25 protein-coding genes are annotated in these 24,501 nt (G+C 40.0%); 11 read left to right on the plus strand and 14 right to left on the minus strand.

Translation table 11 applies throughout. The features are described from left to right. Positions 1–8 precede the first annotated feature (8 nt). The 3 genes from sctD to KO511_RS19795 are packed head-to-tail and all read right to left on the minus strand — an operon-like array spanning position 9 to position 3,067. The gene (sctD, locus tag KO511_RS19785; protein ID WP_215989107.1) at positions 9–1,214 is read right to left on the minus strand and encodes a type III secretion system inner membrane ring subunit SctD; all 1,206 of its coding nucleotides are present in this window, start codon (positions 1,212–1,214) and stop codon (positions 9–11) included. Between the two features lie 12 nt (positions 1,215–1,226). After that, the gene (locus KO511_RS19790; RefSeq protein WP_215989108.1) at positions 1,227–2,681 is read right to left on the minus strand and encodes an EscC/YscC/HrcC family type III secretion system outer membrane ring protein; all 1,455 of its coding nucleotides are present in this window, start codon (positions 2,679–2,681) and stop codon (positions 1,227–1,229) included. After that, entirely contained in the window at positions 2,678–3,067 is a 390-nt protein-coding gene (locus tag KO511_RS19795) for a hypothetical protein (RefSeq protein ID WP_215989109.1), read from the minus strand. The genes KO511_RS19790 and KO511_RS19795 overlap by 4 nt, the downstream gene beginning before the upstream one ends. A 189-nt stretch (positions 3,068–3,256) precedes the next feature. On the opposite strand from KO511_RS19795, the gene KO511_RS19800 reads away from it, so the two are divergent. Next, the gene (locus tag KO511_RS19800; protein WP_215989110.1) at positions 3,257–6,043 is read left to right on the plus strand and encodes a two component system sensor kinase; all 2,787 of its coding nucleotides are present in this window, start codon (positions 3,257–3,259) and stop codon (positions 6,041–6,043) included. Positions 6,044–6,576: 533 nt separating this feature from the next. Here KO511_RS19800 and KO511_RS19805 read toward each other — a convergent pair. From KO511_RS19805 to KO511_RS19830, 6 genes are all read right to left on the minus strand, one after another. Next, positions 6,577–7,221, minus strand: a complete 645-nt coding sequence (locus KO511_RS19805) for a two component system response regulator (protein WP_215989111.1) — start codon at positions 7,219–7,221, stop codon at positions 6,577–6,579. Positions 7,222–7,603: 382 nt separating this feature from the next. Next, positions 7,604–8,656 (minus strand): EscU/YscU/HrcU family type III secretion system export apparatus switch protein, encoded by a 1,053-nt coding sequence (locus KO511_RS19810; RefSeq protein WP_215989112.1) that lies wholly within the window; start codon positions 8,654–8,656, stop codon positions 7,604–7,606. A gap of 2 nt (positions 8,657–8,658) precedes the next feature. Then, a complete protein-coding gene (sctT, locus tag KO511_RS19815; protein ID WP_215989113.1) occupies positions 8,659–9,441 on the minus strand; it encodes a type III secretion system export apparatus subunit SctT in 783 nt (260 codons plus the stop codon). Continuing rightward, positions 9,442–9,711: an EscS/YscS/HrcS family type III secretion system export apparatus protein gene (locus tag KO511_RS19820; RefSeq protein ID WP_125320920.1), complete on the minus strand. Its 270-nt coding sequence runs from the start codon at positions 9,709–9,711 to the stop codon at positions 9,442–9,444. It lies immediately after the preceding gene. Next, complete coding sequence (sctR, locus tag KO511_RS19825; protein WP_215989114.1) at positions 9,708–10,358, minus strand: type III secretion system export apparatus subunit SctR; 651 nt, start codon at positions 10,356–10,358, stop codon at positions 9,708–9,710. The genes KO511_RS19820 and sctR overlap by 4 nt, the downstream gene beginning before the upstream one ends. A 135-nt stretch (positions 10,359–10,493) precedes the next feature. Next, positions 10,494–10,856 (minus strand): hypothetical protein, encoded by a 363-nt coding sequence (locus tag KO511_RS19830; RefSeq protein ID WP_215989115.1) that lies wholly within the window; start codon positions 10,854–10,856, stop codon positions 10,494–10,496. 251 nt (positions 10,857–11,107) lie between these two features. Between KO511_RS19830 and ccoN the strand changes: the two genes are divergently transcribed. The 10 genes from ccoN to uspE all read left to right on the plus strand — a co-directional run bounded on the left by ccoN (position 11,108) and on the right by uspE (position 20,043). Further along, the gene (gene ccoN, locus KO511_RS19835; RefSeq protein WP_215989116.1) at positions 11,108–12,541 is read left to right on the plus strand and encodes a cytochrome-c oxidase, cbb3-type subunit I; all 1,434 of its coding nucleotides are present in this window, start codon (positions 11,108–11,110) and stop codon (positions 12,539–12,541) included. Positions 12,542–12,554: 13 nt separating this feature from the next. Then, positions 12,555–13,175: a cytochrome-c oxidase, cbb3-type subunit II gene (gene ccoO, locus KO511_RS19840; protein WP_215989117.1), complete on the plus strand. Its 621-nt coding sequence runs from the start codon at positions 12,555–12,557 to the stop codon at positions 13,173–13,175. A 13-nt stretch (positions 13,176–13,188) separates the two neighbouring features. Beyond that, the gene (locus KO511_RS19845) at positions 13,189–13,365 is read left to right on the plus strand and encodes a cbb3-type cytochrome oxidase subunit 3 (protein WP_125320925.1); all 177 of its coding nucleotides are present in this window, start codon (positions 13,189–13,191) and stop codon (positions 13,363–13,365) included. After that, positions 13,362–14,348 carry a cytochrome-c oxidase, cbb3-type subunit III gene (gene ccoP, locus KO511_RS19850; protein WP_215989118.1) on the plus strand — a complete coding sequence of 329 codons (987 nt, stop codon included), beginning with the start codon at positions 13,362–13,364 and terminating at the stop codon, positions 14,346–14,348. The genes KO511_RS19845 and ccoP overlap by 4 nt, the downstream gene beginning before the upstream one ends. Before the next feature lie 82 nt (positions 14,349–14,430). After that, complete coding sequence (locus KO511_RS19855; protein WP_215989119.1) at positions 14,431–14,910, plus strand: FixH family protein; 480 nt, start codon at positions 14,431–14,433, stop codon at positions 14,908–14,910. Next, positions 14,891–17,281: a heavy metal translocating P-type ATPase gene (locus KO511_RS19860; RefSeq protein ID WP_215989120.1), complete on the plus strand. Its 2,391-nt coding sequence runs from the start codon at positions 14,891–14,893 to the stop codon at positions 17,279–17,281. Before KO511_RS19855 ends, KO511_RS19860 begins: the two co-directional genes overlap by 20 nt. Positions 17,282–17,292: 11 nt before the next feature. After that, positions 17,293–17,457: a cbb3-type cytochrome oxidase assembly protein CcoS gene (gene ccoS / locus KO511_RS19865; RefSeq protein WP_215989121.1), complete on the plus strand. Its 165-nt coding sequence runs from the start codon at positions 17,293–17,295 to the stop codon at positions 17,455–17,457. Further along, a complete protein-coding gene (locus KO511_RS19870) occupies positions 17,454–18,125 on the plus strand; it encodes a sulfite exporter TauE/SafE family protein (RefSeq protein WP_215989122.1) in 672 nt (223 codons plus the stop codon). Before ccoS ends, KO511_RS19870 begins: the two co-directional genes overlap by 4 nt. Before the next feature lie 90 nt (positions 18,126–18,215). Next, positions 18,216–18,965, plus strand: a complete 750-nt coding sequence (locus KO511_RS19875; protein WP_215989123.1) for an FNR family transcription factor — start codon at positions 18,216–18,218, stop codon at positions 18,963–18,965. A 130-nt stretch (positions 18,966–19,095) separates the two neighbouring features. Then, a complete protein-coding gene (gene uspE, locus KO511_RS19880; RefSeq protein ID WP_215989124.1) occupies positions 19,096–20,043 on the plus strand; it encodes a universal stress protein UspE in 948 nt (315 codons plus the stop codon). A gap of 52 nt (positions 20,044–20,095) precedes the next feature. Here the strand turns inward: uspE and KO511_RS19885 are convergent, their stop codons facing one another. The 5 genes from KO511_RS19885 to KO511_RS19905 form a co-directional block, all read right to left on the minus strand. Beyond that, a complete protein-coding gene (locus tag KO511_RS19885; protein ID WP_215989125.1) occupies positions 20,096–20,974 on the minus strand; it encodes an NlpC/P60 family protein in 879 nt (292 codons plus the stop codon). 131 nt (positions 20,975–21,105) lie between these two features. After that, complete coding sequence (gene ttcA / locus KO511_RS19890) at positions 21,106–21,999, minus strand: tRNA 2-thiocytidine(32) synthetase TtcA (protein ID WP_215989126.1); 894 nt, start codon at positions 21,997–21,999, stop codon at positions 21,106–21,108. A gap of 148 nt (positions 22,000–22,147) precedes the next feature. Next, complete coding sequence (locus tag KO511_RS19895; protein ID WP_215989127.1) at positions 22,148–22,807, minus strand: DUF2987 domain-containing protein; 660 nt, start codon at positions 22,805–22,807, stop codon at positions 22,148–22,150. 13 nt (positions 22,808–22,820) lie between these two features. Beyond that, complete coding sequence (locus KO511_RS19900; RefSeq protein WP_436840232.1) at positions 22,821–23,681, minus strand: glucosaminidase domain-containing protein; 861 nt, start codon at positions 23,679–23,681, stop codon at positions 22,821–22,823. Further along, positions 23,650–24,453: a hypothetical protein gene (locus KO511_RS19905; protein WP_215989128.1), complete on the minus strand. Its 804-nt coding sequence runs from the start codon at positions 24,451–24,453 to the stop codon at positions 23,650–23,652. Before KO511_RS19905 ends, KO511_RS19900 begins: the two co-directional genes overlap by 32 nt. Positions 24,454–24,501 lie beyond the last annotated feature (48 nt).

Here is a 24,501-nt window from a genome sequence, read left to right on the forward strand (position 1 = left end):
AGGGCCTCCTATAATATAAATGGAATATGGATAACTTCACCATCACGGCTTAAGTCCAATCCTTTTAAATCTATGTGGCTAACCATATAACCACTATCAAGTTTGCTATTCATATAAAGTCGAGTGCCATTGCTTAACTCAACAAATGGGTGACTTGCATTACCGCCAAAGCTGACTATTTGACCAGACAAATAACGCGTTAAATTGTCTCTTACTGTAATATTCTCAAACCTAACATCAACCGTTTGACCTGTGCTAGAAGTCAGTTCTTTATTCACTTGGCGAATCTGACTACGTATTTCATTGGTAATTTGGCCGGTGACCATTATGCTTTCTTGCCGCCTCTCGACCATAAGCCCTTTTAACAAACCTTTTTCTCTTAGTTCATTAATGAATTTGTGAATATATCCGCCCAAATCATTAGCAACTTGCCAATGCTTTAAACCCTGGATTTGTTCTAACTCAGCTGTAACTTTATCCCACTGCTCTCCAGACTGTATAGCACCAGAAATCCTAACCTCTCCAATTATACGAGTTGGCATCACATGAACACTCTGATAACCATTTGCCGCTAAAACAGCTGCTACATTGTCTACCAACTTATCTGTACAGATCGCTTGGGCATTAAAACGAATTGAATGCTGTTTCAATCCTTCTTGTAGCTTAGACATAGAAGTTGAGTTATCGCAGTATCCTGTTAAAGTCACAACACCGTCTTGTCCCCAACTAGCTTCTATTTGGTGCAGTGCGGGTACATTTAGCTGACTTTGTAACCATAGCTGTGGGTTAAATACCGGCTGAGTTTTTGCGGGTAACATAAGCACAAATGCCATCAACACCAAAGCAAAAAAAGTGGTACAGAGCAAAGCTATATTTCCCCAACTATTAATCATTTTACTGGAATGTGGCGGCAACTTTTGCCATTTCAGTGTTTGATTGCAATTACCGAGAATAAAGCCAACACCACATATTTCTATAGGTTGCCCCATTGGTAATGGTGTAGATGAGTTAACCAACATGCCCTTAACCCAGACATTTATATTATCCTTTACAACCACGCCTTTTTCATCGACCTTGATGTTTATGGCATCATGCTCAACAAGGGGGACCATGATGTCGCCATTAGCCCCCATTGAAAGCTCACCTAGAGGCATCTTTAGTTCTCTACCCTGCATAGGGCCAGTAAGCCATAAAAGTTTGATACTAGGTTCCATAGTCACTCCTCGTTATTGATTAACGGGTTCTGCTTTGATTAGGAACAAACGCATCACACTTTGTTTACTATGGTTGGTGCTTCGGAAGAGCCCACCTAGTAATGGTATATCGCCAAGTAAAGGAATTTTATTTTCAATTGTTTGGTCTTTATCTTGAACAAAACCGCCAAGCAATAAACTTTCTCCGGTTTTTAAAGTAGCCTGTGTTGCAATCTCAGAGTTTTCAACCTGTGGTAGAGGGTCCTTACTATTAATAGATTTAGATTGCTGTCCATCTTGAATATTAAGTGACAACATCACTTTCCTATGATTTTTTTCATCAACCAATCTTGGAGTCACTCTTAGCAGAGAGCCCGTTGTAACAGATTCGAGCTTGGCAACTTTTTCACCCTCTACTTTGGTATAGAAAGTAATGTTTTTATCCAATACCGCTTGGATATTGTTCAGCGTTACTACTGAAGGCCTCGACAATACCTTCGCTTTAGAATTTTGTTCTAACGCATTTAATCGGACCATAAAGTTTCCGGTATTACCAATAACGGTAGAAAAATTATCGCTGTTCAAGCTACCTTGGTTAAATGATACACCTCCACCCCCTATTTTGGCAGCAGCTGACCAATCAATACCTAACTGATTAAAATCAGATGTATCAACATCAATAATGGTGACAGAGATTTCAATCATGGTTGGAGTGATATCAAGTTGTTTAATTAAAGAAGCATACATTGTCATATCTAAGTTACTTGCGCGGATAATGACTGCATTTTGCCTTGAGTCTGCGGAAAAGCTGGTTGTACTGCTATTTTTGGGGTCTGAATTATCTTCCTGCTCAATTTGTTTTAGAACAGAAACAACACCAGGCACAGTAACATCTTGGCTTCGATAGCTATATACCGTATCGGTAGCCGATGCGTATTTAAGAGGAAAGATACGCACTGCTTTTTGAGACTTAGCATGCTGCTGAGAATCATTGTCTAGCTGTTGCACGAACTTAGCAACTGAGCTTACGCACGCTGGTACTCCATTAACTTGTACCGCGTGAAGCCCCGATATGGAGGTCACTTCACAGGCGACTTTATCTAGCAAGTTGGCTTTTGCGATATAACGTATTGCTTGGTCATTCGACAGAGAAGACAGCGATACAACGTCATTAATGACCTGACGGGCTTTATAAACATGCAATAAATCACCGTCGTAGTACCAAACTAAACCGTACTGTTGAGCTAGCATAGTTAAGATCTGTTTTGGCGTTTTTCCATCAATCTGTCCACTGAAAGTATCTGTGACTTGATCGCTGACTTCAATGGGGATCCCATAATTTTTTCCAACATCTTCGATAACAGATTTCAATGGTGTTCCACGGCTATAGAAAATAAAAGGTTCACCATGCCACTGTACTGCCGATATTGGTGCGGCATGTGCAAAGTTAATTGTGCAAAGCAGTAGCCAACATATTAATTTTTTCATAACTTACTCCTCCAAATACGAGGTCTATTAGCCGGGGGTGATTTCAACATGTCCTGTTCCAAGTAATGGGCCAAGGCTAGTTGCATTTTCATTGATGACACAAGAACTTCGTCATCTATTGCACTCGGGTAGCAATACCATAAGACCCAGTCATCACCACAATGCTCGATAGAACAGTCCCATCCGTGCTCACAAGCGGCTAGCACAAGGGTAGCCTGCTTCGACCAACTGCGATGATTTGGAGGTGACATCTTCATTCCGATCGTGACGTAATGTTCCGATTTCAGCCAGCGAAGTAGTCTGCTCGCACAAGAACCTTGCCATTTACTATTAGGGGGTAAGTCATTTGTATCTAAATAACCTAACGCCAATAAACGTTCGACCATTGAAAACCTCTTTCTCCGATTATGAATACATTATCAATATTTCACTTATTACCATCTATCAGGTGAACACCTTAATCTGAAATTGATGCAAATCTATTATTGTCATTCGACGGCAAAGATGGACCTCAGGCGGTTATTCGCGCTATGGTAGAATTAGAAAAATGAATCTCTACGGCCTTAGGATTGGATATGAAAACTAGCTGGAACTCCTCTCTCGTAACCAAACTCACCGTCGCATTTGTTTCTGTTTTTATTGGCTTATGGGTCCTAATCCAAATCAGCGCCTTTGATAACACCTACAAAGGCACTCTAAATCAAACACTCAAAAGCTATAACGAAATGGGAGAGATTCGATCTCAGATGAATCAAAGCTTGTTTCAACAAGCCATGGAAGATACACAGCAATTTGAACAAAGACTCGAGCAATTTAAAACGTTAAGGATTGATCCCAATATTGAACTGGTTGCTAGACAATTTAATATTGGACAAGGAACTTTGGATATTGACCATAAAAAGCTGTGGGCTCTCCAAACATTCGGTATTGCCGGGCAACAACGATATGTTGACTCCTTTATTATAGAGCCGAATAAACATGTCTCAATTTACTCTGCGTCCGAGCGAGAACGGGAACATCAAGAGCAGAGAATTCAAGAAATTATTGACCTTGCTAAGCTTCCGGCAAAAGAGGGCTTTCGCTGGAGTGAGCCTAAGTATGACCGCGAACGCAACAGTGTTTACATTTTGCTAAGTTACACACTAGCTCCCAACAATAGTTTGGCCCGTCAGGTTGGTTTTGCGATTAACATTGAAGATGTACTCACGGTTTCCAATGTCTATGCCAAAGATGATATCAATTTATTTATTACCCGAGATGAAATAGTCCCTGTATTTGGTCAAACTGGAATAAATGACACGATAGAGAAAGAGTTGAAACAGTTTATTAACTATAACCAGAGTGCTAGTGCTGTCAAAGGTAAACCTAAATTTCCTCAAATCAACAACTTTTATGTGGTCAGTAAATTTATTGATGGCCCAAACTGGCATCAAATTTCGTTAATACCCAGGTCTAAAATTGAAAAACTCGCCTATGCACCATTTTATAATGAACTTAAGTGGTCTCTCGTATCCTTCGGCCTTATGGCCATTATTATGCTTGTCATATTGAGAAAGTCCCTTGCTAACCCCATTCGCCGTTTTGTAGACATCATTAATAGCGATCGACAGCCAACCTTTGATAGACGCCTGTCTGAATCCCGAAAAGACGAACTCGGAGACATTGCAAGGGCTTATAACATGCTACTTGATACAATCAAGTCGAGCTACGATGAATTAGAATCGAAAGTTGAGCTACGAACAGTTGAATTGGCGCACGCCAAACAGGTCGCAGAAAAAGCAACGGCTAGAAAAAGTGAGCATCTAACTAATATTAGCCATGAAATAAGAACACCGCTTAATGGAATTATCGGTTCATTGGAATTATTACGAAATACTATTTTAACTGACCAGCAAGCTGATCTTAGAAACACAGCTTATACATGCGCTAAATCATTATTAAGCATTATTAATAACTTGCTAGATTTTTCGCGCATAGAAGCAGACCAAATTGAATTAAATATTAGCGACAACCCTCTTCTTAAAATCGTCGATGAGGCTATGTTAACCATACAATCGTACATCATAGATAAACCAATCCAGCTAAAAACTATTGTTAGTTCAAACACTCCAGAAACGAGCTCATTTGATCCTATTCGCGTAAGACAAATCTTAGTTAACTTGTTAGGTAATGCGGCAAAGTTCACTGAGCAAGGTGAGATTGTTTTGTCTATTGATGTCATAGATAAACAACTATGGTTCTGTGTCAAAGATACAGGGCCAGGAATTCGAGAAGATAAGCTCAATGAAGTATTTGAACCTTTCCGACAATCTTCACAACATCAGGTAGGCACTGGTTTAGGCCTACCTATTTCACGTAAACTGGCAAATATAATAGGCGGAAGTCTTACAGTAACAAGTGAGTATGGTGAAGGCTCAGAGTTTATCTTCAAAATGCCTCTGAATAACACAGGAATGCTTTTACGCCTTAAAGAAGCAGTTATTGAAGCACCTGAAACACTTCACCCACAGATTCAAGCATGGGGCGGCCACTGCATTTCCAGTGACTCTGATACACTCAAAAACGAAGAATTTCATTACTTACCTTGGCGTTTATGGAAACGACTATACGAACTGCAGCATGGTATTTCCACACAAAAAACGCATACAAATCCAAAAGAAATGATTCCATGGAAGCTGAAAGTATTACTCGTCGATGACGTTGAAACCAATCGTGACATAGTGAGCAAAATGCTGATTGAACTGGGTCAAGAAGTGACATGCGCCAGCAGCGGAAAGATGGCCCTTAAATACAGTGAACAGCATGTATTCGATTTGGTATTGATGGATATTAGGATGCCAGAGCTCGATGGCTATCAGACGACCAAGTTTTGGCGAGAAAGCGAGACCACGCTGGATACCGACTGCCCTATCATAGCCCTGACTGCAAACGCTAATCCGTCAGAGCATGATAATTCGATAAACCTTATGAACGGCTACCTAACCAAGCCTGTGTCTATGAAAGAACTCGCTAAAGTATTAGAGCATGCAGCAGAAATTCAAATAGATCGCGACATGCAACCGGACATTAATATGGAGTCAGATACTCCCATTATGGATTTCAATGAAGGTGAATTTACCCAACGCTTAACCAACCACTTCAAAGAAATGGCCAATGCAGCAAGGGAAAGCTTCGCTGATAAGAATTGGTCTGAGTTCAAAGACATCTTACACAATGTAAAAGGCAGTGCAGGGCTTGCCGGTGCAACTAATGTTTTCGATACGGTGAGCACTCTAGAGCATCAAATTGAAAACGGCCAGAAAATAACCGATGAAGAGTTTTCTCTGTTAATCAATGCTCTAGAAAAATACAGCAGTAAATAACACGTTGGCAAGTTTTTATATGATGGCAGAATGCATCGAACTATGCATTTGCTTTAATTTTTATTGTTCTTTGATAACTTAATGAAAAATTGGATAAATAGAAAGATTTAATCTCGCACGTTTGGCATTTTTCATTCCATTCACTGGTTTTTGTGTTTACGATGGCAAGGTTTAGTTTCGTGGTAGCGCTACTCGCGACTTATCAAGGTATTAGATTTAAGGAATTGTTATTAATAGATTATTAGTGTTAGCGGGAGTGTTTATCGCATTTATCGCGCATGGTACACCTGTGAATTTAGAATATTGCTCAGAGACCGTTATTCAATCAAGCAGATTAGAAGATGATCAAAGGGTTGAGGTTGTCAAAACTACCACTGGTTATTCCTGACTACGAATATGACAAAAAAACAGGAAACATACGACTTCTTTGCCAACAAACCTCACAAGGTATTTAAAGTGTATTAGTTACGACTAGATCTAACCGCTACCCTTTCCACTTGCTAGCGGTCAGTGATTAAAAATTAGCAACGGACCTAAATACCCATCCTGTGTGCCCACTTCATTAAATCTGCTACGTTATGTGCATCAAGTTTACGCATTATATTCATTCGGTGGGTTTCTACCGTCTTTAATCCAATCAGTAACGCTTCTGCAATGTCACGGTTGCGTTTGCCTTCGAAGATAAGCTTAAGCACTTGCTTTTCACGTGGTGTTAAAACGGGAATATCGCCTTCTTCAACGAGGCTTAATGCCTCGATGTGTTTGGCATCTAACGCGGGATCTAAAAAGTTTTTCCCCCTAGTGACACTTTTAATCGCAGCAAGTAACGTACTTTTTGACCCATTTTTGAGCACATATCCATTTGAGCCAGCATCTAAAGCCTCACGAGCTTTCCTTTCCTCTTCCGAAGCAGTTAACACAATAACCATCATTTCGGGCCAACGCTTACGTAATTGCCTTATGGCCTCTACACCAGACATACCTGGTAAATTAAGATCCATAAAAACCATATCTGGTTTAAGCTTCAAACACTCTTCGTAGACTTTTAATCCATCATTAACAAAACCGACTAATTCCAAATTCGGATAAGGCGCAAGACAACTTTTCAAACCATCAAATATAAGATCATGGTCGTCTACAACCAAAATTTTTAGCTGTGAGTATTCACCAAATGTCATTGTCTTCCTCCACATCATAGACTGATACGAATCAGATTTACTATAACCAAATGGTTACAAATTTATTGATTATATTAATAATTAATCTATCACCCACTAGCAACTTATCAAGAATGTTTTTCATTTAAGTGATGTAGATTAGACTAAGTGGCGAAAGACAGCCCAAAATGGTCAAAAATCAACCTACAAAGCAAGTTTAGTCGATTAAACGTATCAGTATATTTTTATTAATATAGGGCCTAGCGTGATATGAACATTGAGTAACATAAATACAGAAATGTGTAGGTGAAATCATATTGTTTTGGGTTGTTTGTAGACGGCAAGACTTGCGTTAAAAGCAACTACAATCTTATTAAAAATAACAGAAAGTATTATGCTAATTTTAGTCATCACTTTCATCATAAGATACACTCATGATGATTCGAAGCAACTCTGACACAGGTTCAAATAAAGATTCAGGTATCGCATGACCTGATTCAACATCTTTAAATAAAGCTCTAGCTAAAGGAATATTTTCAACTAAAGGTATTGTATGTTTTTCTGCCATCTCGACAACATGAAGAGCCATATGGTCTTGTGCTTTATCCAAGACCACTGGAAGCGGAGTTTCACCCGGTTGATAGTACAAGCACACTGCAAGATGAGTTGGATTTCGAACAATAACAGTTGACTTCTTAACATTAGAAACAAGAGAGCCATTAGCTGTTTCTCTTTGCAACTCGCGACGTTTCTGTTTTACTTCTGGGTTACCTTCTGTTTCCTTATATTCTTGCTTGGTATCATCTTTTGACATTTTAAGTTCTTTCATAGTCTGGAAGTGAACAAACGCATAATCTGCAACAGAGAATATTAAATAGCAGATTAAAAAAGCACCCCACAACCATTTCACTAAAGTGAAAGTCACTTCTACACCGCACTCTGCTCCACAAGTAGGTAGATATTGAAACATGTTGATATGCTGGTGTAACAAGTAGTAGAAGACCAAACTCAAAACCAAAATCTTCAATATATTTTTCAATAACGAAAACACGCTTTTCATTGAAAAAATATTTTTTGCATTATTGACTATATTGATTTTATTGAAGCTGGGATTAAGGCTTTCTGAAGCCCAAACTGGACCAGTTTGCACCATACAACTAAAAATAACCGTAATAATTAGTAGAAAAATCAGCCCAGCTATAAAACGTACCATGATGAACACGAAGGCAGCTAAAACCATTTCAGCGGCAACTTTGATTGGAAGATTTATCGAGTTAATCGCAATATCGATCATCTTCCAGATTGCCTCCATCATCCCTTGCCCCTCAACGATGAAGTAGCCAAGAATGACAGCCATTTGAAACCCAGTTACAATTTCTGGGCTTTTTACAACTTGTCCTTTCTTACGCGCATCTCTTAAGCGTTTTTGTGTCGGTTTTTCCGTTTTCTCAGCCATATTTAGCCTTTCATCAATTGAAATAAAGTAGAAATTTTTCCTTCAAATTGATTAATTTGCTCCAAGTAATGAGACAAAGAAAAATGTATAGTCACCAATAAAAGAAATACCACCAATATACTCTTAATTGGCATAGATAAGAAAAATACGTTGAGTTGTTCTACTGAGCGATTGACTAAGCCAAGGGCTACATCCACCATGATCATAACGACCATCGATGGTAGTGCAAAACTCAGGCACATCTCGGACATCATTTGCCATTGCTGACTAATAAAAACCAACAGTTCCTTATTAAAAGACAAAGCAGATTCCGGAGGTAGTGAAGAATAAGACTGATATAAAGCCGTTAATAGCGCATTAAACCCTCCAGAGACTAAGAAAAGCACTCCTAAGATCTGAGTAAATAACATCCCAAAAACGGATGACTGGAGTCCCATTAATGGGTTTAAAACTGTCGACATCGAAGCACCACGCATCGTATCGATAACAAACCCCGCCATATCAATCGCCCAAAAAGGAATAGCGGCACAAAAACCAACAATAATACCAATCAACAATTCCTCACCGTATATCAAAATTAACTCTATTAGTGGCTTAGAAGAGAAATCTGCCGGATGTGCCTGCATCATAGGGATTATAGGGAGAGCAAACATCAGCACTAGGGAATTACGAATTAATCCACTTCCCATGGCTCCGCCTTTAAAAAGCGGTAGCATCAACATCATACCTAGAGGTCGCATCATGCATAGAGCAAGAATAGGAACGTATTCTACTAGGGCAGACATTTATCCTCCCACATAGCCAATTTGGTCAAACGCCAAACCTGCATAGTTGAGTAATGTACTCCCCATCCAATGGTAACTAACCGCGAGCGTTATACAAACAGCAACTAACTTAATGAGAAACTGCAATGACTGATCTTGAATCTGAGTCAACGCTTGAAACAAGCTAACTAGAATACCTACGACAGATGCAACTAATACCACTGGCATCGACAATATAAGGACTATCCACAATAACTCAGACGTAAAATGTACGATGACGGCTTCATTCATGAGAAAGACCCCATAAGCTGACCAATTAATTTATCCCAGCCTCCCATAAGTATGAAAATTAAAAGCTTAAACGGTAGAGCAATAGTCATTGGTGAGACCATCATCATTCCCATCGCAAGCAAGATATTGGAGACAATTAAATCGATTGCGACAAAAGGTAAATAAAGTAAAAAACCAATTTTGAATGCTTCTATCAACTGACTCATAGTGAAAGCAGGAAGCATTACAAGAAGTGAGTCTTTAGACAATTGACTTTGGTATTGCTCAGGCCAAATTTTATGACCGACTTCGGAGAAAAACTGGATTTGTGTATCGCTAGTGTTATGACTCAAAAAATGGTGATATGGCGCAATAATCTGATCTGATACCAGTGTATATAGATCAGGTGAGGTCCAATCAATTGGGTGTGCTAATAGGTTATCTCTAATCGCAAGGCCAACAGGCGCCATGATAAACATGGTTAAAATTAATGACAGACCATATATCGCCATGTTAGGTGGGATCTGTTGAATACCTAATGCATTTCGTAGCATCGAAAGAACAATTGATAGTTTCAAAAATGATGTCCCCATTACTGCAAACAAAGGCAGCAAAGAAAGACAAAATAAAACAACGATTAGTTGAATTGGGTTATCCAATAAGGCCATATACACCTCCCTCTATACTCACAGAATGAGTTTGCTACATATGGCACTTTGATAATATCAGGTGAGGACCTTAGATTAATAAAAAGAAAACTCTAAAAAAATACATTTCAATAATATAGAGTATTTGCCCACTAACTATTGATGAAACTGAACTTTAATTGGCTCATCATTTTTAGCACTTTTAAAATAAAATTCAATATCTTGCTGTGACAAAAGCTTGACCTTCCAACTATAATCGTCAACCTGCACCTCTAAAGAAGGATCCATACTTTTCATCGTCCAATCATCGACAGGTTTATAAACGATTAATATCGAACCTTCTAAATAAGCGATTAGAGAACTATCATTAATATTAACCGTACACTTTGGGGTTAAGTAGCATTCTAGATTGTCTTGCTCAAAATAAGATAATGTGCGCCATGTAAACACCGCGATTAAAAGAGTTAACATGATGATAATTTGAGCAAAACGAGTAGGGGTAAGTTTTTCGGCTGCCATGCGGTAATGTTCTCCGTGTAACTAACTTCAAAGTTTTTAAATAAAAGGTCAATACCAGACCAAGAGTAAGGTTACTATACTGTCATTGGTATATTAAATGCAGTATAGTTGCCGGCTGAAAATGCCACTTTTTAGAAAATCCACAAGGAAGTTTAACCATTTGTTTAGTCATAACTTTCTAGACGATTTGGGTGGCATTACGACATGAGTCGTGTTGGAAGTAAAGTGTAGTTAATTAGAAAATTGGAAGCATGCAAATGAGCCAAGAAAAGCAGCTTGAACAAAACTACAACTATACGGTCGTACGTCAATTTACCCTTGTAACTATTTTATGGGGTATTGTCGGTATGGGCGTTGGTGTTTTGATTGCCGCTCAATTAGTTTGGCCACAGCTAAACTTTGATACGCCGTGGCTGACGTACAGTCGTTTACGTCCCCTGCATACTAATGCGGTTATTTTTGCGTTTGGTACAAGTGCTTTGTTCGCAGCATCTTACTATGTTGTACAGCGTACTTGTCAAACTCGTTTATTCGGTGGCCCTCTTGTCGCCTTCACCTTTTGGGGTTGGCAAGCAATAATTTTATCCGCAGCAATAACTTTACCTTTAGGTATGACTTCAGGTAAAGAGTATGCTGAACTTGAATGGCCTATCGACATAGCAATCACACTTGTGTGGGTTTCTTATGCTGTTGTATTTTTTGGAACAATAGTAAAGCGTAAAACATCTCACATTTATGTTGCAAACTGGTTCTTTGGAGCCTTCATAATTACTGTCGCAGTCCTTCATATTGTTAACAGTATGGTCATTCCTGTTTCCATTGGTAAATCCTATTCGATTTATTCTGGTGCGGTTGACGCCATGGTACAGTGGTGGTACGGGCACAACGCTGTAGGTTTCCTGCTGACTGCTGGTTTCCTTGGCATGATGTATTACTTTGTTCCTAAACAAGCTGAACGCCCTGTTTATTCTTACCGTCTTTCTATCGTTCACTTTTGGGCACTTATATCTCTTTACATATGGGCTGGACCACACCACTTACACTACACTGCCCTTCCAGATTGGACGCAGTCTATCGGTATGGTGATGTCTTTAGTACTGTTTGCTCCTTCTTGGGGAGGAATGATAAATGGTATCATGACACTTTCTGGGGCTTGGCATAAACTCCGATACGATCCAATACTTAGGTTCCTAATTGTGTCTCTGTCCTTCTACGGTATGTCAACGTTCGAAGGCCCTATGATGTCCATCAAAACGGTAAACGCACTATCGCATTATACTGACTGGACGATAGGACATGTTCATTCCGGAGCTCTAGGTTGGGTTGCTATGGTTACTATTGGCTCTGTCTATCACTTGGTTCCAAAGCTGTTTAATCAGGAGCGGATGTACTCTGTAAGCATGGTCAATGCACATTTCTGGTTAGCAACGATTGGTACCGTTCTCTACATTGTTGCCATGTGGATCTCAGGTGTTATGCAAGGGTTGATGTGGCGTGCAGTAAATTCAGACGGAACATTGACTTACAGTTTTGTTGAGTCTGTGCAGGCATCTTATCCGTTCTATTTTGTTCGTTTCCTTGGCGGTGCTATTTTCCTAACTGGAATGCTTATAATGGCATACAATACGTACAAAACTGTGTCTGCCCCTAAAGACAGCCTAAAAGCTGTTCCTCACCCGGCATAAGGAGATGAAAAGAATGAGTTCTAATTCTAGCAATCGCCACGAAATCGTTGAACGCAATGTCGGCTTACTCGCTATTCTTATTGTACTTGCAATCAGCCTAGGTGCTCTTGTGGAGATAACACCGCTTATATTCCAAAAACAAACTACTGAGCCTGTTGAAAACTTACGTCCATACACTGCATTACAGCTCGAGGGTCGCGATATATACATTCGCGAGGGTTGTAACGTATGTCATAGCCAGATGATTCGACCATTTCGCTCTGAGACTGAACGTTATGGGCACTACTCCATCGCTGGAGAGAGCGTTTGGGAGCACCCTTTCCTGTGGGGCTCTAAACGAACAGGCCCAGATTTAGCACGTGTTGGTGGCCGTTACTCTGATGAGTGGCACAGAGTTCATCTGCTTGACCCCCGTGAATTGGTTCCTGAATCAAATATGCCCGGGTTTCCATGGTTAGCTGACAACGTTCTCGACGGTAAGTACACACAAAAGAAACTAACAATCTTCCGAGATCAGTTTGGTGTTCCTTACACAGACGAACAAATTGCAAATGCGTCTAAAGATGTAGAAGGTAAAACAGAGATGGATGCCATCATTGCCTACCTTCAGTCTCTTGGCCACGCAATGAAGTAATAAGGGGGAAGTTATGGATATAGGTACTATTCATGGTATTTGGACCATAGTGCTGTTTGTGTGCTTTATCGGTGTAGTGTGGTGGGCGTTTGGTAAAAGTCGAAAAGCCCGCTTCGATGAAGCTGCAAACCTTGTTTTTGCTGACGAAGAGCAAGCCCCCTCAAAAGAACAGGGAGTGACTAAGCAATGACGACATTTTGGAGTCTTTGGATAATCATTATTACAGTCGGCACTTTAGTAGGCTGTGCTGCAATACTGTCTTGGTGTCTTAGAGACAAGACTGGCATCGAAGAAGGTGCAGACATGGGACACGAATATGATGGTATTCGTGAGTTAAATAACCCGCTACCTAAATGGTGGACATATCTGTTTATCGGTACTTTCGTATTCGCTGCAGTATATTTTGCCCTCTATCCGGGAATGGGAAGCTTTAAAGGTCTACTCGGCTGGCAAAGCTCTGACCAATTGGTGACTACTTTGGAGCAATCCAAAGCATCCATTACCGATGCTCAGGAAAACAAACGCCTGATTCAGTATGCGAAAGAATTGGATGACGCTGATGCCTATTTTGGCAAAGCATTTAAGCGCCTAGCATATGTTGATGGTGGAACTGAATTGCGTTCTATCCCAGAGATTGCGACAGACAGTGAAGCTGTCAAAGTAGGTCAGCGCCTATTTTTACAAAATTGTTCGCAATGTCATGGCTCTGATGCTAGAGGTCAGAAAGGCTTCCCTAACCTAACAGATGAGGCTTGGCTCTATGGTGGTGAACCTGAAGCGATAGTGACCACACTCATGTATGGTCGAGTTGGTCAGATGCCTTCTTGGAAAGATGCTCTTGGCGAGCAAGGAGTAAAAGAGGTAGTTAGCTATACGCTTAGTCTGTCAGGTCGCTCAGTTAACGCTCGAGAAGCAGAAGCAGGTAAAGCACGTTTTGTTGTATGTGCAGCATGCCATGGTACCGATGGTAAAGGGAACCCTGCAGTAGGAGCTCCTGACCTAACTGACCAAAATTGGTTATATGGTGGTTCTCGATCAGACGTCACTGAAACACTAATGAATGGCCGTTCCGGTGTTATGCCAGCTTGGAAAGACATTCTGGGTGAAGATAAAATCCAACTTGTTGCTTCCTATGTATGGAGCTTGAGTAATTCGGATTCAGAACAAGAATAAAAGTCCAATATCAGCCCCTTTCTAAGGGGCTGCCTTTCCGATTGATTGAGCCTAGTTTCTTTTCAATATATGAGAATTTTTTATGGTAAAGCCTTGGTATAAGCAGTTTTGGCCCTGGTTCCTGATAGCGCTGCCACTGACTGTCGTAATTTGGACCATTATTACTGTTATCATATTTTCAAATAATTCGGTTTCTCTTGTAACAGAGGATTACTATAAAAAAGGCAAAGGTATAAACATCGATATATCTAAATTAAACATTGCCAACGACCTTGGGCTATCGGCTTCAATAACCTCTTTTAGTAGCGATATTATTATCACCTTTGATAAAGGCCGGTTAAAACATTTTCCAGCTATAACAGCTTTATTCGCGCATAGAACATTACCTGATAGAGATTTTACCAAACTGCTAACCTCGGATGCCAGTGGGCAATATAAATTGAAGCTTGATAACGCGCTTCAAGGCCCTTGGTTTATTGAATTAACGCCACATGACGAACAATGGCTTATTCAAGGCCGTGTTACCTTCCCTACCGAGGCCAATGTTGAACTCTCAAAATAACTCACTTAAAGTTAAATCATGTTACCACTGCGGAGAAGAAGTACCGAACAACATAGACTTTAAAGTCGAAATTTTAGGTAAAGAAAGGGCCATGTGTTGTCCTGGGTGCGAGAGTGTAGCGCAGACAATTATCGATAGTGGCTTAACATCTTACTATCAATATCGAACCACCACTGCAGAAAAAGCCAACTTAGTACCTGAGCAGCTTCAAGCATTAACTCATTACGATAATGACGATGTACAATCAGAGTTTGTGCGGCATAAAGATAATTTTGCAGAAGTGACGCTGTCACTTGAGGGGGTTTCCTGCGCGGCTTGTGCATGGCTAATAGAAAAAAGAACCGCTCGGCAGAAAGGAGTTATCTCTATCCGAGTTAACACAACAACTCATCGAGCTATCCTTGTGTGGGACAAAACTCAAACTCAACTAAGTGATTTGCTCAGTGTCATACACAGGCTTGGTTATAAAGCTGCCCCCTTTGAAGCAGATAAACAAGAAGCCGCTTATCACAAACAAATGAAGCAATATCTCAATCGGCTCGGTATTGCTGGACTTGCTACCATGCAAGTAATGATGTTGGCCATTGCTCTTTATCTAGAAGTTTTTGGTGATCTAGAACCTGAATTTAAAAACTACTTTCGATGGGTTAGTTTAATTTTTGCCACGCCTGTAATGCTCTATTCGGCTCTGCCTTTTTATATTAACGCTTGGCGTAGCTTAAGGAGTAAAACACTGGGTATGGACGTTCCAGTGTCACTTGCGATGATATTTGCCTATATCGCCAGCTTGGTTGCCACTGTGACAGAAACAGGAGAAGTATTTTTCGAATCAATCTCCATGTTTGCCTTTTTCCTTCTACTTGGTCGATTCCTTGAAATAAGAGCCAGACGTAAAGCGGCCGCTGCAAGTGGTAACTTACTCAAATTAATCCCAGCAATGGCGACTAAACAAGACGGTCAGCAAGTTCCTGTGAAAACACTGATGGTTGGCGATCGTATTCGTGTTCTTCCAGGAGAGCATGTTCCATCTGATGGAGTGATCATTCAAGGTAGAATTCATATTGATGAATCAATGCTGACGGGAGAATCTATACCCGTTGTGAAAACCACCGATGACTATGTTTACGCGGGTACATTAAATGGTGAAGAATCATTCGAACTTGAAGTAACATCAACAAAAGCTGACTCGATGATTTCTAAAATTATAAAGCTTCAGGATGAGACCCAGCTTTCCAAGCCTAAGATAGCACAGCTTGCAGACATTGTTGCGCGCTACTTTGTCGCAGCGATTCTTATAATAGCGAGCGGGACTTGGCTTTATTGGCTCCAAACCAAACCAGACGATGCATTTTGGATTATGCTCTCAGTTTTAGTGGCAACGTGTCCTTGCGCTCTTTCACTCGCAACACCAACCGCACTAACATGTGCTACATCTCGATTAGGTCATCTGGGCATCCTTCTTCGTAAAGGACATGTATTCGAAACCCTGTGTAAAATTAACCATCTCATAGTAGACAAAACAGGTACCCTAACCCACGGTAATATTGCTATTAGCAATATAAAAGTTTTTTCTCACTATTCTGAAAGCAAGGTTGCAGCCATTGCTTCATCACTTGAATCTTATGCAAACCACCCTCTTGCAAGGGCCTTTTCTGCCTATAACAACCCCAAAGTTCAGGTGTCAAATGTAGAAAACATTATAGGTTCAGGCCTTATTGGCAAATACCTCGATGCTAGCGTTAAAATAGGTAGTGCTGCTTTTGTTCTGGGAAAAAATATGGGTTCGAAGCCTAACCAAATATATTTATCTATTAACGATCAACATGTCGCTACTTTTTCCTATCAAGACCAAGTTCGCTCAGAATCAAAAGCTTTCATTAGTCGCTTCAAACAAGCAGGTATATCTGTCACATTACTCACTGGTGATTCTGATCTAAACGCAAATGCAGTTGCAAAAGAAATGGGAATTGAAAAAGTAATATCAGGCGCAAAACCAGAAGATAAGCTTGCCTATCTAAAGAGCCTGAATCATAGCAATATTACAATGATGATCGGTGATGGTATTAATGACGCACCAACCCTTGCGGGTGCACACGTTTCCGTTGCCATGGGTGGAGGAACAGATACCGCTAAGGCTTCTGCTGATATGATCCTTTTAGGTGATCAGTTAGATAGAATATTAGCAGCTAGAGAACTAGCGATACAAACACGTACTATTATTCGTGAAAACCTTGCTTGGTCTCTCGGTTACAACGCCTTAATTCTTCCTCTAGCTGTTACTGGCTTTGTTGCGCCCTACTTTGCAGTTATTGGTATGTCTGCAAGCTCTATTATTGTAGTATCTAATTCTCTTCGTTTACTTAAAGAGTAAGAGTCGCCAATATGGAAAGCCTTTATATTTTAATACCCATCGCTATTGTTCTCGTCTGTATTGCAATTGCAATTTTTATCTGGGCAGTAAAGAGCGATCAGTTCGAGGATTTAGAGCGGCAGGGCCATAACATTCTGTTCGAAGACGATGACAAAAATGAGAATGATCCCAAATGACACCAGATTGGCTTGGCGCATTTTTGATTGGTGTAATTGGAGCAGGCCATTGTATGGGAATGTGCGGTGGTATCGCATCTCTACTGAGCACGAATGCATCTTATCACTCAAAATGGACACCTATTTTTTACAACCTAGGTAGAATGTTAAGCTACTCAATAACAGGAGCGGTTGTCGGCGGCACGATTGCGTCTGTAGCCGAGTTTAGCTTAATAAATAATGCTTTAACTTGGTTGAGGGTCTTCGCCGCTTTTTTCATGATATTGCTCGCTTTTTATATCGGTCGCTGGTGGCATGGATTAGTCTATATTGAAAGTATTGGTCAAAGACTATGGAGATTAATTTCCCCTGCTGGTCGTTCTCTTCTTCCACTTAAATCACCACTTTACGCACTTCCATTTGGATTCGTATGGGGCTGGCTTCCGTGTGGGTTAGTCTATTCTACACTAACTTGGGCTGCTGTCTCTGGAAGTGCGTTGAATGGAGCTCTTATTATGGCATCGTTTGGAATCGGAACCCTTCCAGCTATGTTATTCGTCGGGTTTGGAACAACTTATTTAAGCAAACTGAATCAATCGAACGTTTTTCGCCAGATAGGTGCGATTTTGATCTTATTCTACGGAATTTATACGGCTGTTGAATCATCAATACTATTATTATCAACTTGATATCAACTTGTTTGATATGGTTTTTTTATGCTACCTTTTCAGGCTAATGAATGCTAAAATCTTGATGTATGTCAATAAGTGAAGTTTGCTATGATTCCTGAAAAGCCTGCGACAAAACCTATCCAATCTGGTGCATGTACCATTCACTGTCAAGACTGCAGCATCAGTCAATTGTGTATTCCTTTCACGCTAAATGAAACTGAACTCGACCAGTTGGACCAAATTATTGAGCGAAAGCGACCAATCCAAAAAGGGCAGGAACTCTTTAAAGCTGGGGATAATCTAAAATCTCTATATGCTATTCGTTCAGGGACAATTAAGAGCTTCACAATAAGTGAACAAGGTGACGAGCAAATCACCGCATTCCATCTAGCTGGCGATTTGGTCGGGTTTGATGCAATTACAGAAGACATTCACCCAAGTTTTGCTCAAGCTTTAGAAACATCCATGGTATGCGAAATCCCATATGAAACTCTTGATGACCTGTCAGGAAAGATGCCTAAGCTTCGACAACAAATCATGAGGTTGATGAGTAGCGAAATCAAAGGCGATCAAGATATGATATTGTTACTCTCTAAAAAAAATGCCGAGGAACGCTTGGCCGCTTTCTTATATAATCTATCAACACGTTTCTCCCAACGTGGCTTTAGCCCAAGAGAATTCCGCCTCACCATGACAAGAGGTGATATTGGGAACTACCTCGGCCTTACCGTTGAAACAATTTCACGATTACTTGGTCGTTTCCAAAAATCTGAAATGTTAAGTGTAAAAGGTAAATATATCACTATACTAGATCACGATACCCTCAAAGAGCTCGCTGGCGTTTCAACGGAATCCTAATAAGTTCAATGACGTAGTTCAAAACAGAGCTACGTCATACTTTTGATCACTATCCTCTTCTTTTGCTAAAATTCTTTATCTAGCTGAGCTACATTAATCATATAACTCTCCCTACACTTAAGGAGTTACTATGAGTATCTACAACAACATACTTGTCGTTGCCGACATAAATAAAGATGAACAACCAGCCTTAGCTCGTGCCATGCAGCTGGCAGCTCAAAGTCGTTCTCGTAGTAAAGTGTGTTTCTTTTTATCTATTTATGATTTTTCATACGATATGACTTCTATGTTATCAGTTGATGAACGTGATGCTATGCGTCGAGGCGTGATAGGCCAACGTGAGCAATGGATGCACAAGATTGCCAAATGCTACCTCGTTCAAAACATAGACTTCGAGGTAAAAGTGGTTTGGCACAACCGTCCATATGAAGCTATTATTGCTGAAATATTTGCTGGAAATCATGATATTGTGATCAAAGGGACTCGTAAACATGACGTTCTAGAATCTGTAATATTTACACCCACTGACTGGCACTTATTACGTAAATGCCCCTCACCTGTCTTGCTAGTAAAAAACTCAGACTGGCCAGATAATGCAAGTATATTGGCCTCTGTTCATGTTGGTTCAGAGAATGACACTCATCTTGGTTTAAACGACAATATGGTGGAACAGTTAAATAGCCTGAGTGAACGATTAGGAGCTAAACCTTATCTGGTTAATGCATACCCTATAACACCCGCGAACATCACTATTGAATTGCCAGAGTTTGATCCAAACACCTATACCGATGCAGTAAGAGGTCATCATCTAACAGCAATGAAAGCTTTACGTCAGAAACATGGGTATGATGAACAGCAGACTATTGTCCAACAAGGGTTACCTGAGGATGTAATTCCAGAATCTTCTGAGAAGTTAAACGCTGCGATGGTGATTGTAGGTACAACAGGCCGTACAGGTTTATCCGCGGTCTTTATTGGAAATACCGCTGAGCACGTTATAGATAAAATTAACTGTGATGTACTGGCACTAAAGCCTAAAGGTTACATAAGTCCACTTGACCCTAAAACAGCTGTCTAACACTATTGTTAAAGGCCATCAAAGTGGCCTTTAACGAACAGTAATCATAGACCTATTTGAGTCTCTTAGCTTCAATGAACAACTTAGACCAATACTTTGAATTGAGGTCGCTTATCTGCAAATATGGGGCGTTATTACCATCATTATCTGCTACTGTTGCGTTAATAAACAAAAGATTCCCCTCACTCTTACTTAAAAAAAGTCCTACATGAGTGACTTTTTTATTACCAAAAAAAAGCAGATCACCCGGCTTAAGTGATGATTGGGATACTTGGATCAATCCACCCCACTTAGATTGTGGTCCCGAATCTCTCGGTATATAAACTCCAATTGCTTTATACATTTCTTGGACAAACCCAGAGCAGTCAAATCCAAAGCTAGACCTACCACCCCAAGTATAAGGAGTACCAATAAATGACTTCGACAATTTAACCATTTCTTTGATATCAAGATCGAAAGAACCGATATTGATGTCCCCTCGTTGTATCCAAGCTATCTGGCCATCCAGCAATTGTATTTTTACCCATCGTTTCTCCCATTTAATTACCTCATCCATTGCGACGAGCTGAATACCAAAAGGAAGTTTGATTAAAGGCTTATGTTCACCAACACTAGCGGAACTGTATACCAGCACTTCTCTGTTTAACGTTGTGACAAGCTGATTTTTTGCATGATAATTATCGGTATGAATAATTTCGTTGCGTTGAACCCAACCTTCATAGTTATCACTCGACTTTACCAATAACCAATTAGACTGCTCTTTTAACACAATCACTTGCTCAGCATATTTAGCCTGAGAAACCACAGAGCTGTTTTCATCAGCATACTCATGCATGTTGACGACAGGAAAATTTACCCTTTCTTCAGCCCAAGAAAGTACAGGAAAGAGTAGGCACAAGCACGTTGCCCAAAATAATAATTTTAATTTCACAAATTGACCCTATAATAAACGACAATGCCCTCAATTGATGAGGGCATTGTCGTTATAACTTAAGAATCAGCTCAATACTCTAAACAAAATTACACATAGAGTATATTAGACTAAGTGGACTATAAAAAATTCTAAATATTGGTAACATCAATAAACATTGAGTCGTCTATATTAGTAGAGGAAACGCAGGCCTCAGTAAACTCATACTCTTTTCGGTTTCCCTCACGGAGCAAAGGAAGGTTAACAAAATCGAACAAAACTCTATCAGCGAGCTGACTCGGACTCACATTCTGAATAGACTTGAACACCTTTTCTACTCTTCCGGGAGTTTTGTGATCCCATTCAATGAGCATAGTTTTAATCGATTTACGCTCTAACTTTTCTTGTGAGCCACATAAATTACAAGGAATAATTGGAAAGCTTTTATGTTCTGCATACGCGATGAGATCTTTTTCACGGCAATACGTAAGGGGACGAATGACAACATTTCGTCCATCATCAGATCGTAATTTGGGAGGCATGGCTTTTAACCTTGCACCATGGAACATGTTGAGAAAAAGAGTCTCGACAATATCATCCATATGGTGGCCAAGCGCTATTTTAGTCGCGCCTATTTTTTCAGCAAATGAATACAAAGTACCACGACGCAAACGAGAACACAGACCACAAGTCGTTTTTCCATCTGGTATTTTTTCTTTCACAACTGAATACGTATCTTTATCAACTATATAGTAAGGGATATCGAGAGTTTCAAAATACTCAGGTAAAATATGCTCAGGAAAGCCAGGTTGCTTTTGGTCAAGGTTTACAGCAATGACCTCAAACTTGATCGGCGCTGATTTTTGCAACTGTAGAAGAATATCAAGCATTGCGAAAGAATCTTTTCCACCACTGATGCATGCCATGATAACGTCACCATCTTCTACCATGTTGTAATCAATAATCGCATTACCAACATTACGTCTGAGACGTTTTTGAAGTTTGTTATATTCCAGCGTCTCTTTTCTTGTATCTACTTGACTCATTACCTACTCACAAATAGCTATCGTAACTATAAAATGTCTGTGCTGTTGCTAGGGGGCAATATTATACGTACTTTTCTGTCGGTATGAAATGCTTATCTAATCCTTACTGGAGCAGAAAAATAGTTTTTAATCGAGACCAGCGACAAAATTAATTCGCTTTGGGTAAGTATGGTAAGACTCTACTAGTTTTTTGAGGAAGCGTCATTGTTCCACCTTTACCTATATCCGATAATGCAACTTGTACTTTTCCACCTTTAATAGGCTTAGCTTGACCATTCGAAAAATGAACTTGATCATCTAGCTCATTAGCAAATTCCAATGTGACACCTTCTACATCTGGCGTAAACCAGCTAGCAAACATGCCACCTAAGTCTTCGAGTATGGTTTGCATTTGAGGCATGAGTTTTTCAATCTCAGCATAAGATACTTTTCCGCTAAGTGGCTGTTTGGTCATAACCACCATAGAGAAATCACATCGCTCGTCTTGTGGTGTCCTGACAAAAACTAACGGGTTTGCTGATTTTAGGTTATCGTCTAAAGGGACTAACAATTCATGATAAGGCGTGGACTTTAGCTCTTCATAATGCTTTTCTTTTTCCATCCAAGCTTTCTGAATAATACAATTTTTTTTTGTATCTGCATTAAGAAAAAAGAAGCCAACTTTGACGTCCTCGTGGCCTTCCTTAACATTTTGTTTCAAGTGACTAAAAAGCTTCGAGTAGGTAAACATGTATTCTTGAGCCTTTATTGACAAAGGCAAAATAGATAGAGTAACTCCTATCAAGAGAGCGAAGGGTAGTTTTTTCATTTCAGTGGATAACTTATTTTAAGTGGTCTTTCCAGAAAGATTTATTGTGCCTGATCATTGTTTGCAAGTCCTTGACATATGCCTCACCCCTTTCGGAATATTTTAGTAAGCCTTGTGTGAGAGCAATCGCCGCTGTTGTGTCAGTTAAACTTTCTCCCCGAAGATGTCGCTGATAACGTATTTCACGTAATTCTTCATACGCTTTGTTGCGATTGACATTCATGAAATAGCCTTCAATTGATTGTTGGACCGAAGAAAACTTTGCAACCTCGTGTGTCATTCCCTCCCCTCTTTGCAAAGGGATCACACCGCAACCGCTACTGTAACACCACTGCCCAAAGTAATTATTCGCTTGAGTTGCAAAGCGGGAGGTCCCCCATGCAGATTCATTCGCCCCTTGAACCAACACTAGAGCTTCAGGGATAACATCAACACGATGAAGCATTTGATCAAGCCATTGTTGATTGATACCTGATGGTGTAAGTTTCACTCTGTAGCGCTTGGAAAGGGCTATAGCATAATCTTGATCTTGTGGTGAAACTTCTCCTGCAAGAAAGTGATTTCTAATAGTGTCAAGCCGTCTGCGTTCTTTCAAAACACGTTGATTTTCAAACGCAATTCCAGGACGTAAATAGTTAAAAAAAGCCCTTTTTTTTGCGGTTACATTGTTAATAGCTGAAAAATCTGGAGCCTCGCCAATAGAATGTCCACTAAATGATGGTGAAGGTGTTGGCTGATAAACTTGCTTCGGGGGCTTATCGGTTGGTTGTTTACGATTTTGATAATCATAAAGGCTACAGCCAGCAATCATACTAACTGCAGCGATTACAAGGAATTCGCTTTTACGCATTGAACATTTGTGAATTGTTGCCATTGTCATCCTTATCGTTTGGTTTGTCTTTTGCCACTACCTTTAACTTAATACCAAACATTTCTCGATAAATTATACCTTTGACATGAAAGTAAAAAGGGATAACTAAGATTAAACCTAGCCCATAAAACATAGCTCCTAGAAAAAACATTAACACAATCAATGTATATATTCCGGCTAAAACAAAAAATTTCTTATTTACCGCACGCAAAGACAGTAGCAAGGACTGTAACGGCGAGATTTTCTTCTCACATATAAGTAGAACAGCATTACTAAATGCTAATGACAAATACATAGATATAAATGGCAAGATCATTCCCACAATGAGTTGTGCAAGTAAACTAATTGTCGTTGCTATAATTACAGGAATTGTAAATTGCAGACCTTTACCGATGTGACGGGGTTGAGTCGGTAAACCTGCTGCATGACTCATCGCCATTAAACTCACCCCAGCCACAACTGGTGCACTAACAACTTCATAACTAAAGTTCGCGACAAAAACTGCCTGCACAATTCGCGGATCTATAGCTTCAGGGTGAGATAGTGCATTTGCGATAACAGACAAGTCCCCAATCTGCAGCTTTAAACCTACATAAAAAATTAATACTTGAGCTATTATCAATAAAACTATGCTGGGTGAAAAAGAAATAAAGTGTTTTATTGTGTGTCCCCAAGCCTCCTTGAAAACAGCACTTATTTTTAGTTCATAGTTTCCTGAAAGTGCCTGTTCAACACTACCACCTAAATTAAATTCTTTTTCTATATCATCGTTCATCTGTAATTCCGGTGCTTAGGCTAACGTTTGACTAAGCAAATTTGCTAA

Origin of the sequence: Vibrio hepatarius (assembly GCF_018860525.1) — a bacterium.
Lineage (GTDB): Bacteria > Pseudomonadota > Gammaproteobacteria > Enterobacterales > Vibrionaceae > Vibrio > Vibrio hepatarius_B.

Excerpts from the sequence above, each read along its gene's own strand:
- ccoN (WP_215989116.1), top strand. The coding sequence starts at position 11,108 with ATGCAAATGAGCCAAGAAAAGCAGCTTGAACAAAACTACAACTATACG.
- KO511_RS19900 (WP_436840232.1), bottom strand. The coding sequence starts at position 23,681 with ATGGCAACAATTCACAAATGTTCAATGCGTAAAAGCGAATTCCTTGTA.
- KO511_RS19790 (WP_215989108.1), bottom strand. The coding sequence starts at position 2,681 with ATGAAAAAATTAATATGTTGGCTACTGCTTTGCACAATTAACTTTGCA.
- KO511_RS19875 (WP_215989123.1), top strand. The coding sequence starts at position 18,216 with ATGATTCCTGAAAAGCCTGCGACAAAACCTATCCAATCTGGTGCATGT.
- uspE (WP_215989124.1), top strand. The coding sequence starts at position 19,096 with ATGAGTATCTACAACAACATACTTGTCGTTGCCGACATAAATAAAGAT.
- KO511_RS19845 (WP_125320925.1), top strand. The coding sequence starts at position 13,189 with ATGGATATAGGTACTATTCATGGTATTTGGACCATAGTGCTGTTTGTG.
- ccoP (WP_215989118.1), top strand. The coding sequence starts at position 13,362 with ATGACGACATTTTGGAGTCTTTGGATAATCATTATTACAGTCGGCACT.
- sctT (WP_215989113.1), bottom strand. The coding sequence starts at position 9,441 with ATGTCTGCCCTAGTAGAATACGTTCCTATTCTTGCTCTATGCATGATG.
- ccoS (WP_215989121.1), top strand. The coding sequence starts at position 17,293 with ATGGAAAGCCTTTATATTTTAATACCCATCGCTATTGTTCTCGTCTGT.
- KO511_RS19895 (WP_215989127.1), bottom strand. The coding sequence starts at position 22,807 with ATGAAAAAACTACCCTTCGCTCTCTTGATAGGAGTTACTCTATCTATT.
- KO511_RS19830 (WP_215989115.1), bottom strand. The coding sequence starts at position 10,856 with ATGGCAGCCGAAAAACTTACCCCTACTCGTTTTGCTCAAATTATCATC.
- KO511_RS19870 (WP_215989122.1), top strand. The coding sequence starts at position 17,454 with ATGACACCAGATTGGCTTGGCGCATTTTTGATTGGTGTAATTGGAGCA.
- KO511_RS19855 (WP_215989119.1), top strand. The coding sequence starts at position 14,431 with ATGGTAAAGCCTTGGTATAAGCAGTTTTGGCCCTGGTTCCTGATAGCG.
- KO511_RS19795 (WP_215989109.1), bottom strand. The coding sequence starts at position 3,067 with ATGGTCGAACGTTTATTGGCGTTAGGTTATTTAGATACAAATGACTTA.
- KO511_RS19800 (WP_215989110.1), top strand. The coding sequence starts at position 3,257 with ATGAAAACTAGCTGGAACTCCTCTCTCGTAACCAAACTCACCGTCGCA.
- KO511_RS19860 (WP_215989120.1), top strand. The coding sequence starts at position 14,891 with ATGTTGAACTCTCAAAATAACTCACTTAAAGTTAAATCATGTTACCAC.
- sctR (WP_215989114.1), bottom strand. The coding sequence starts at position 10,358 with ATGGCCTTATTGGATAACCCAATTCAACTAATCGTTGTTTTATTTTGT.
- ttcA (WP_215989126.1), bottom strand. The coding sequence starts at position 21,999 with ATGAGTCAAGTAGATACAAGAAAAGAGACGCTGGAATATAACAAACTT.
- KO511_RS19805 (WP_215989111.1), bottom strand. The coding sequence starts at position 7,221 with ATGACATTTGGTGAATACTCACAGCTAAAAATTTTGGTTGTAGACGAC.
- KO511_RS19820 (WP_125320920.1), bottom strand. The coding sequence starts at position 9,711 with ATGAATGAAGCCGTCATCGTACATTTTACGTCTGAGTTATTGTGGATA.
- sctD (WP_215989107.1), bottom strand. The coding sequence starts at position 1,214 with ATGGAACCTAGTATCAAACTTTTATGGCTTACTGGCCCTATGCAGGGT.
- ccoO (WP_215989117.1), top strand. The coding sequence starts at position 12,555 with ATGAGTTCTAATTCTAGCAATCGCCACGAAATCGTTGAACGCAATGTC.
- KO511_RS19810 (WP_215989112.1), bottom strand. The coding sequence starts at position 8,656 with ATGGCTGAGAAAACGGAAAAACCGACACAAAAACGCTTAAGAGATGCG.
- KO511_RS19905 (WP_215989128.1), bottom strand. The coding sequence starts at position 24,453 with ATGAACGATGATATAGAAAAAGAATTTAATTTAGGTGGTAGTGTTGAA.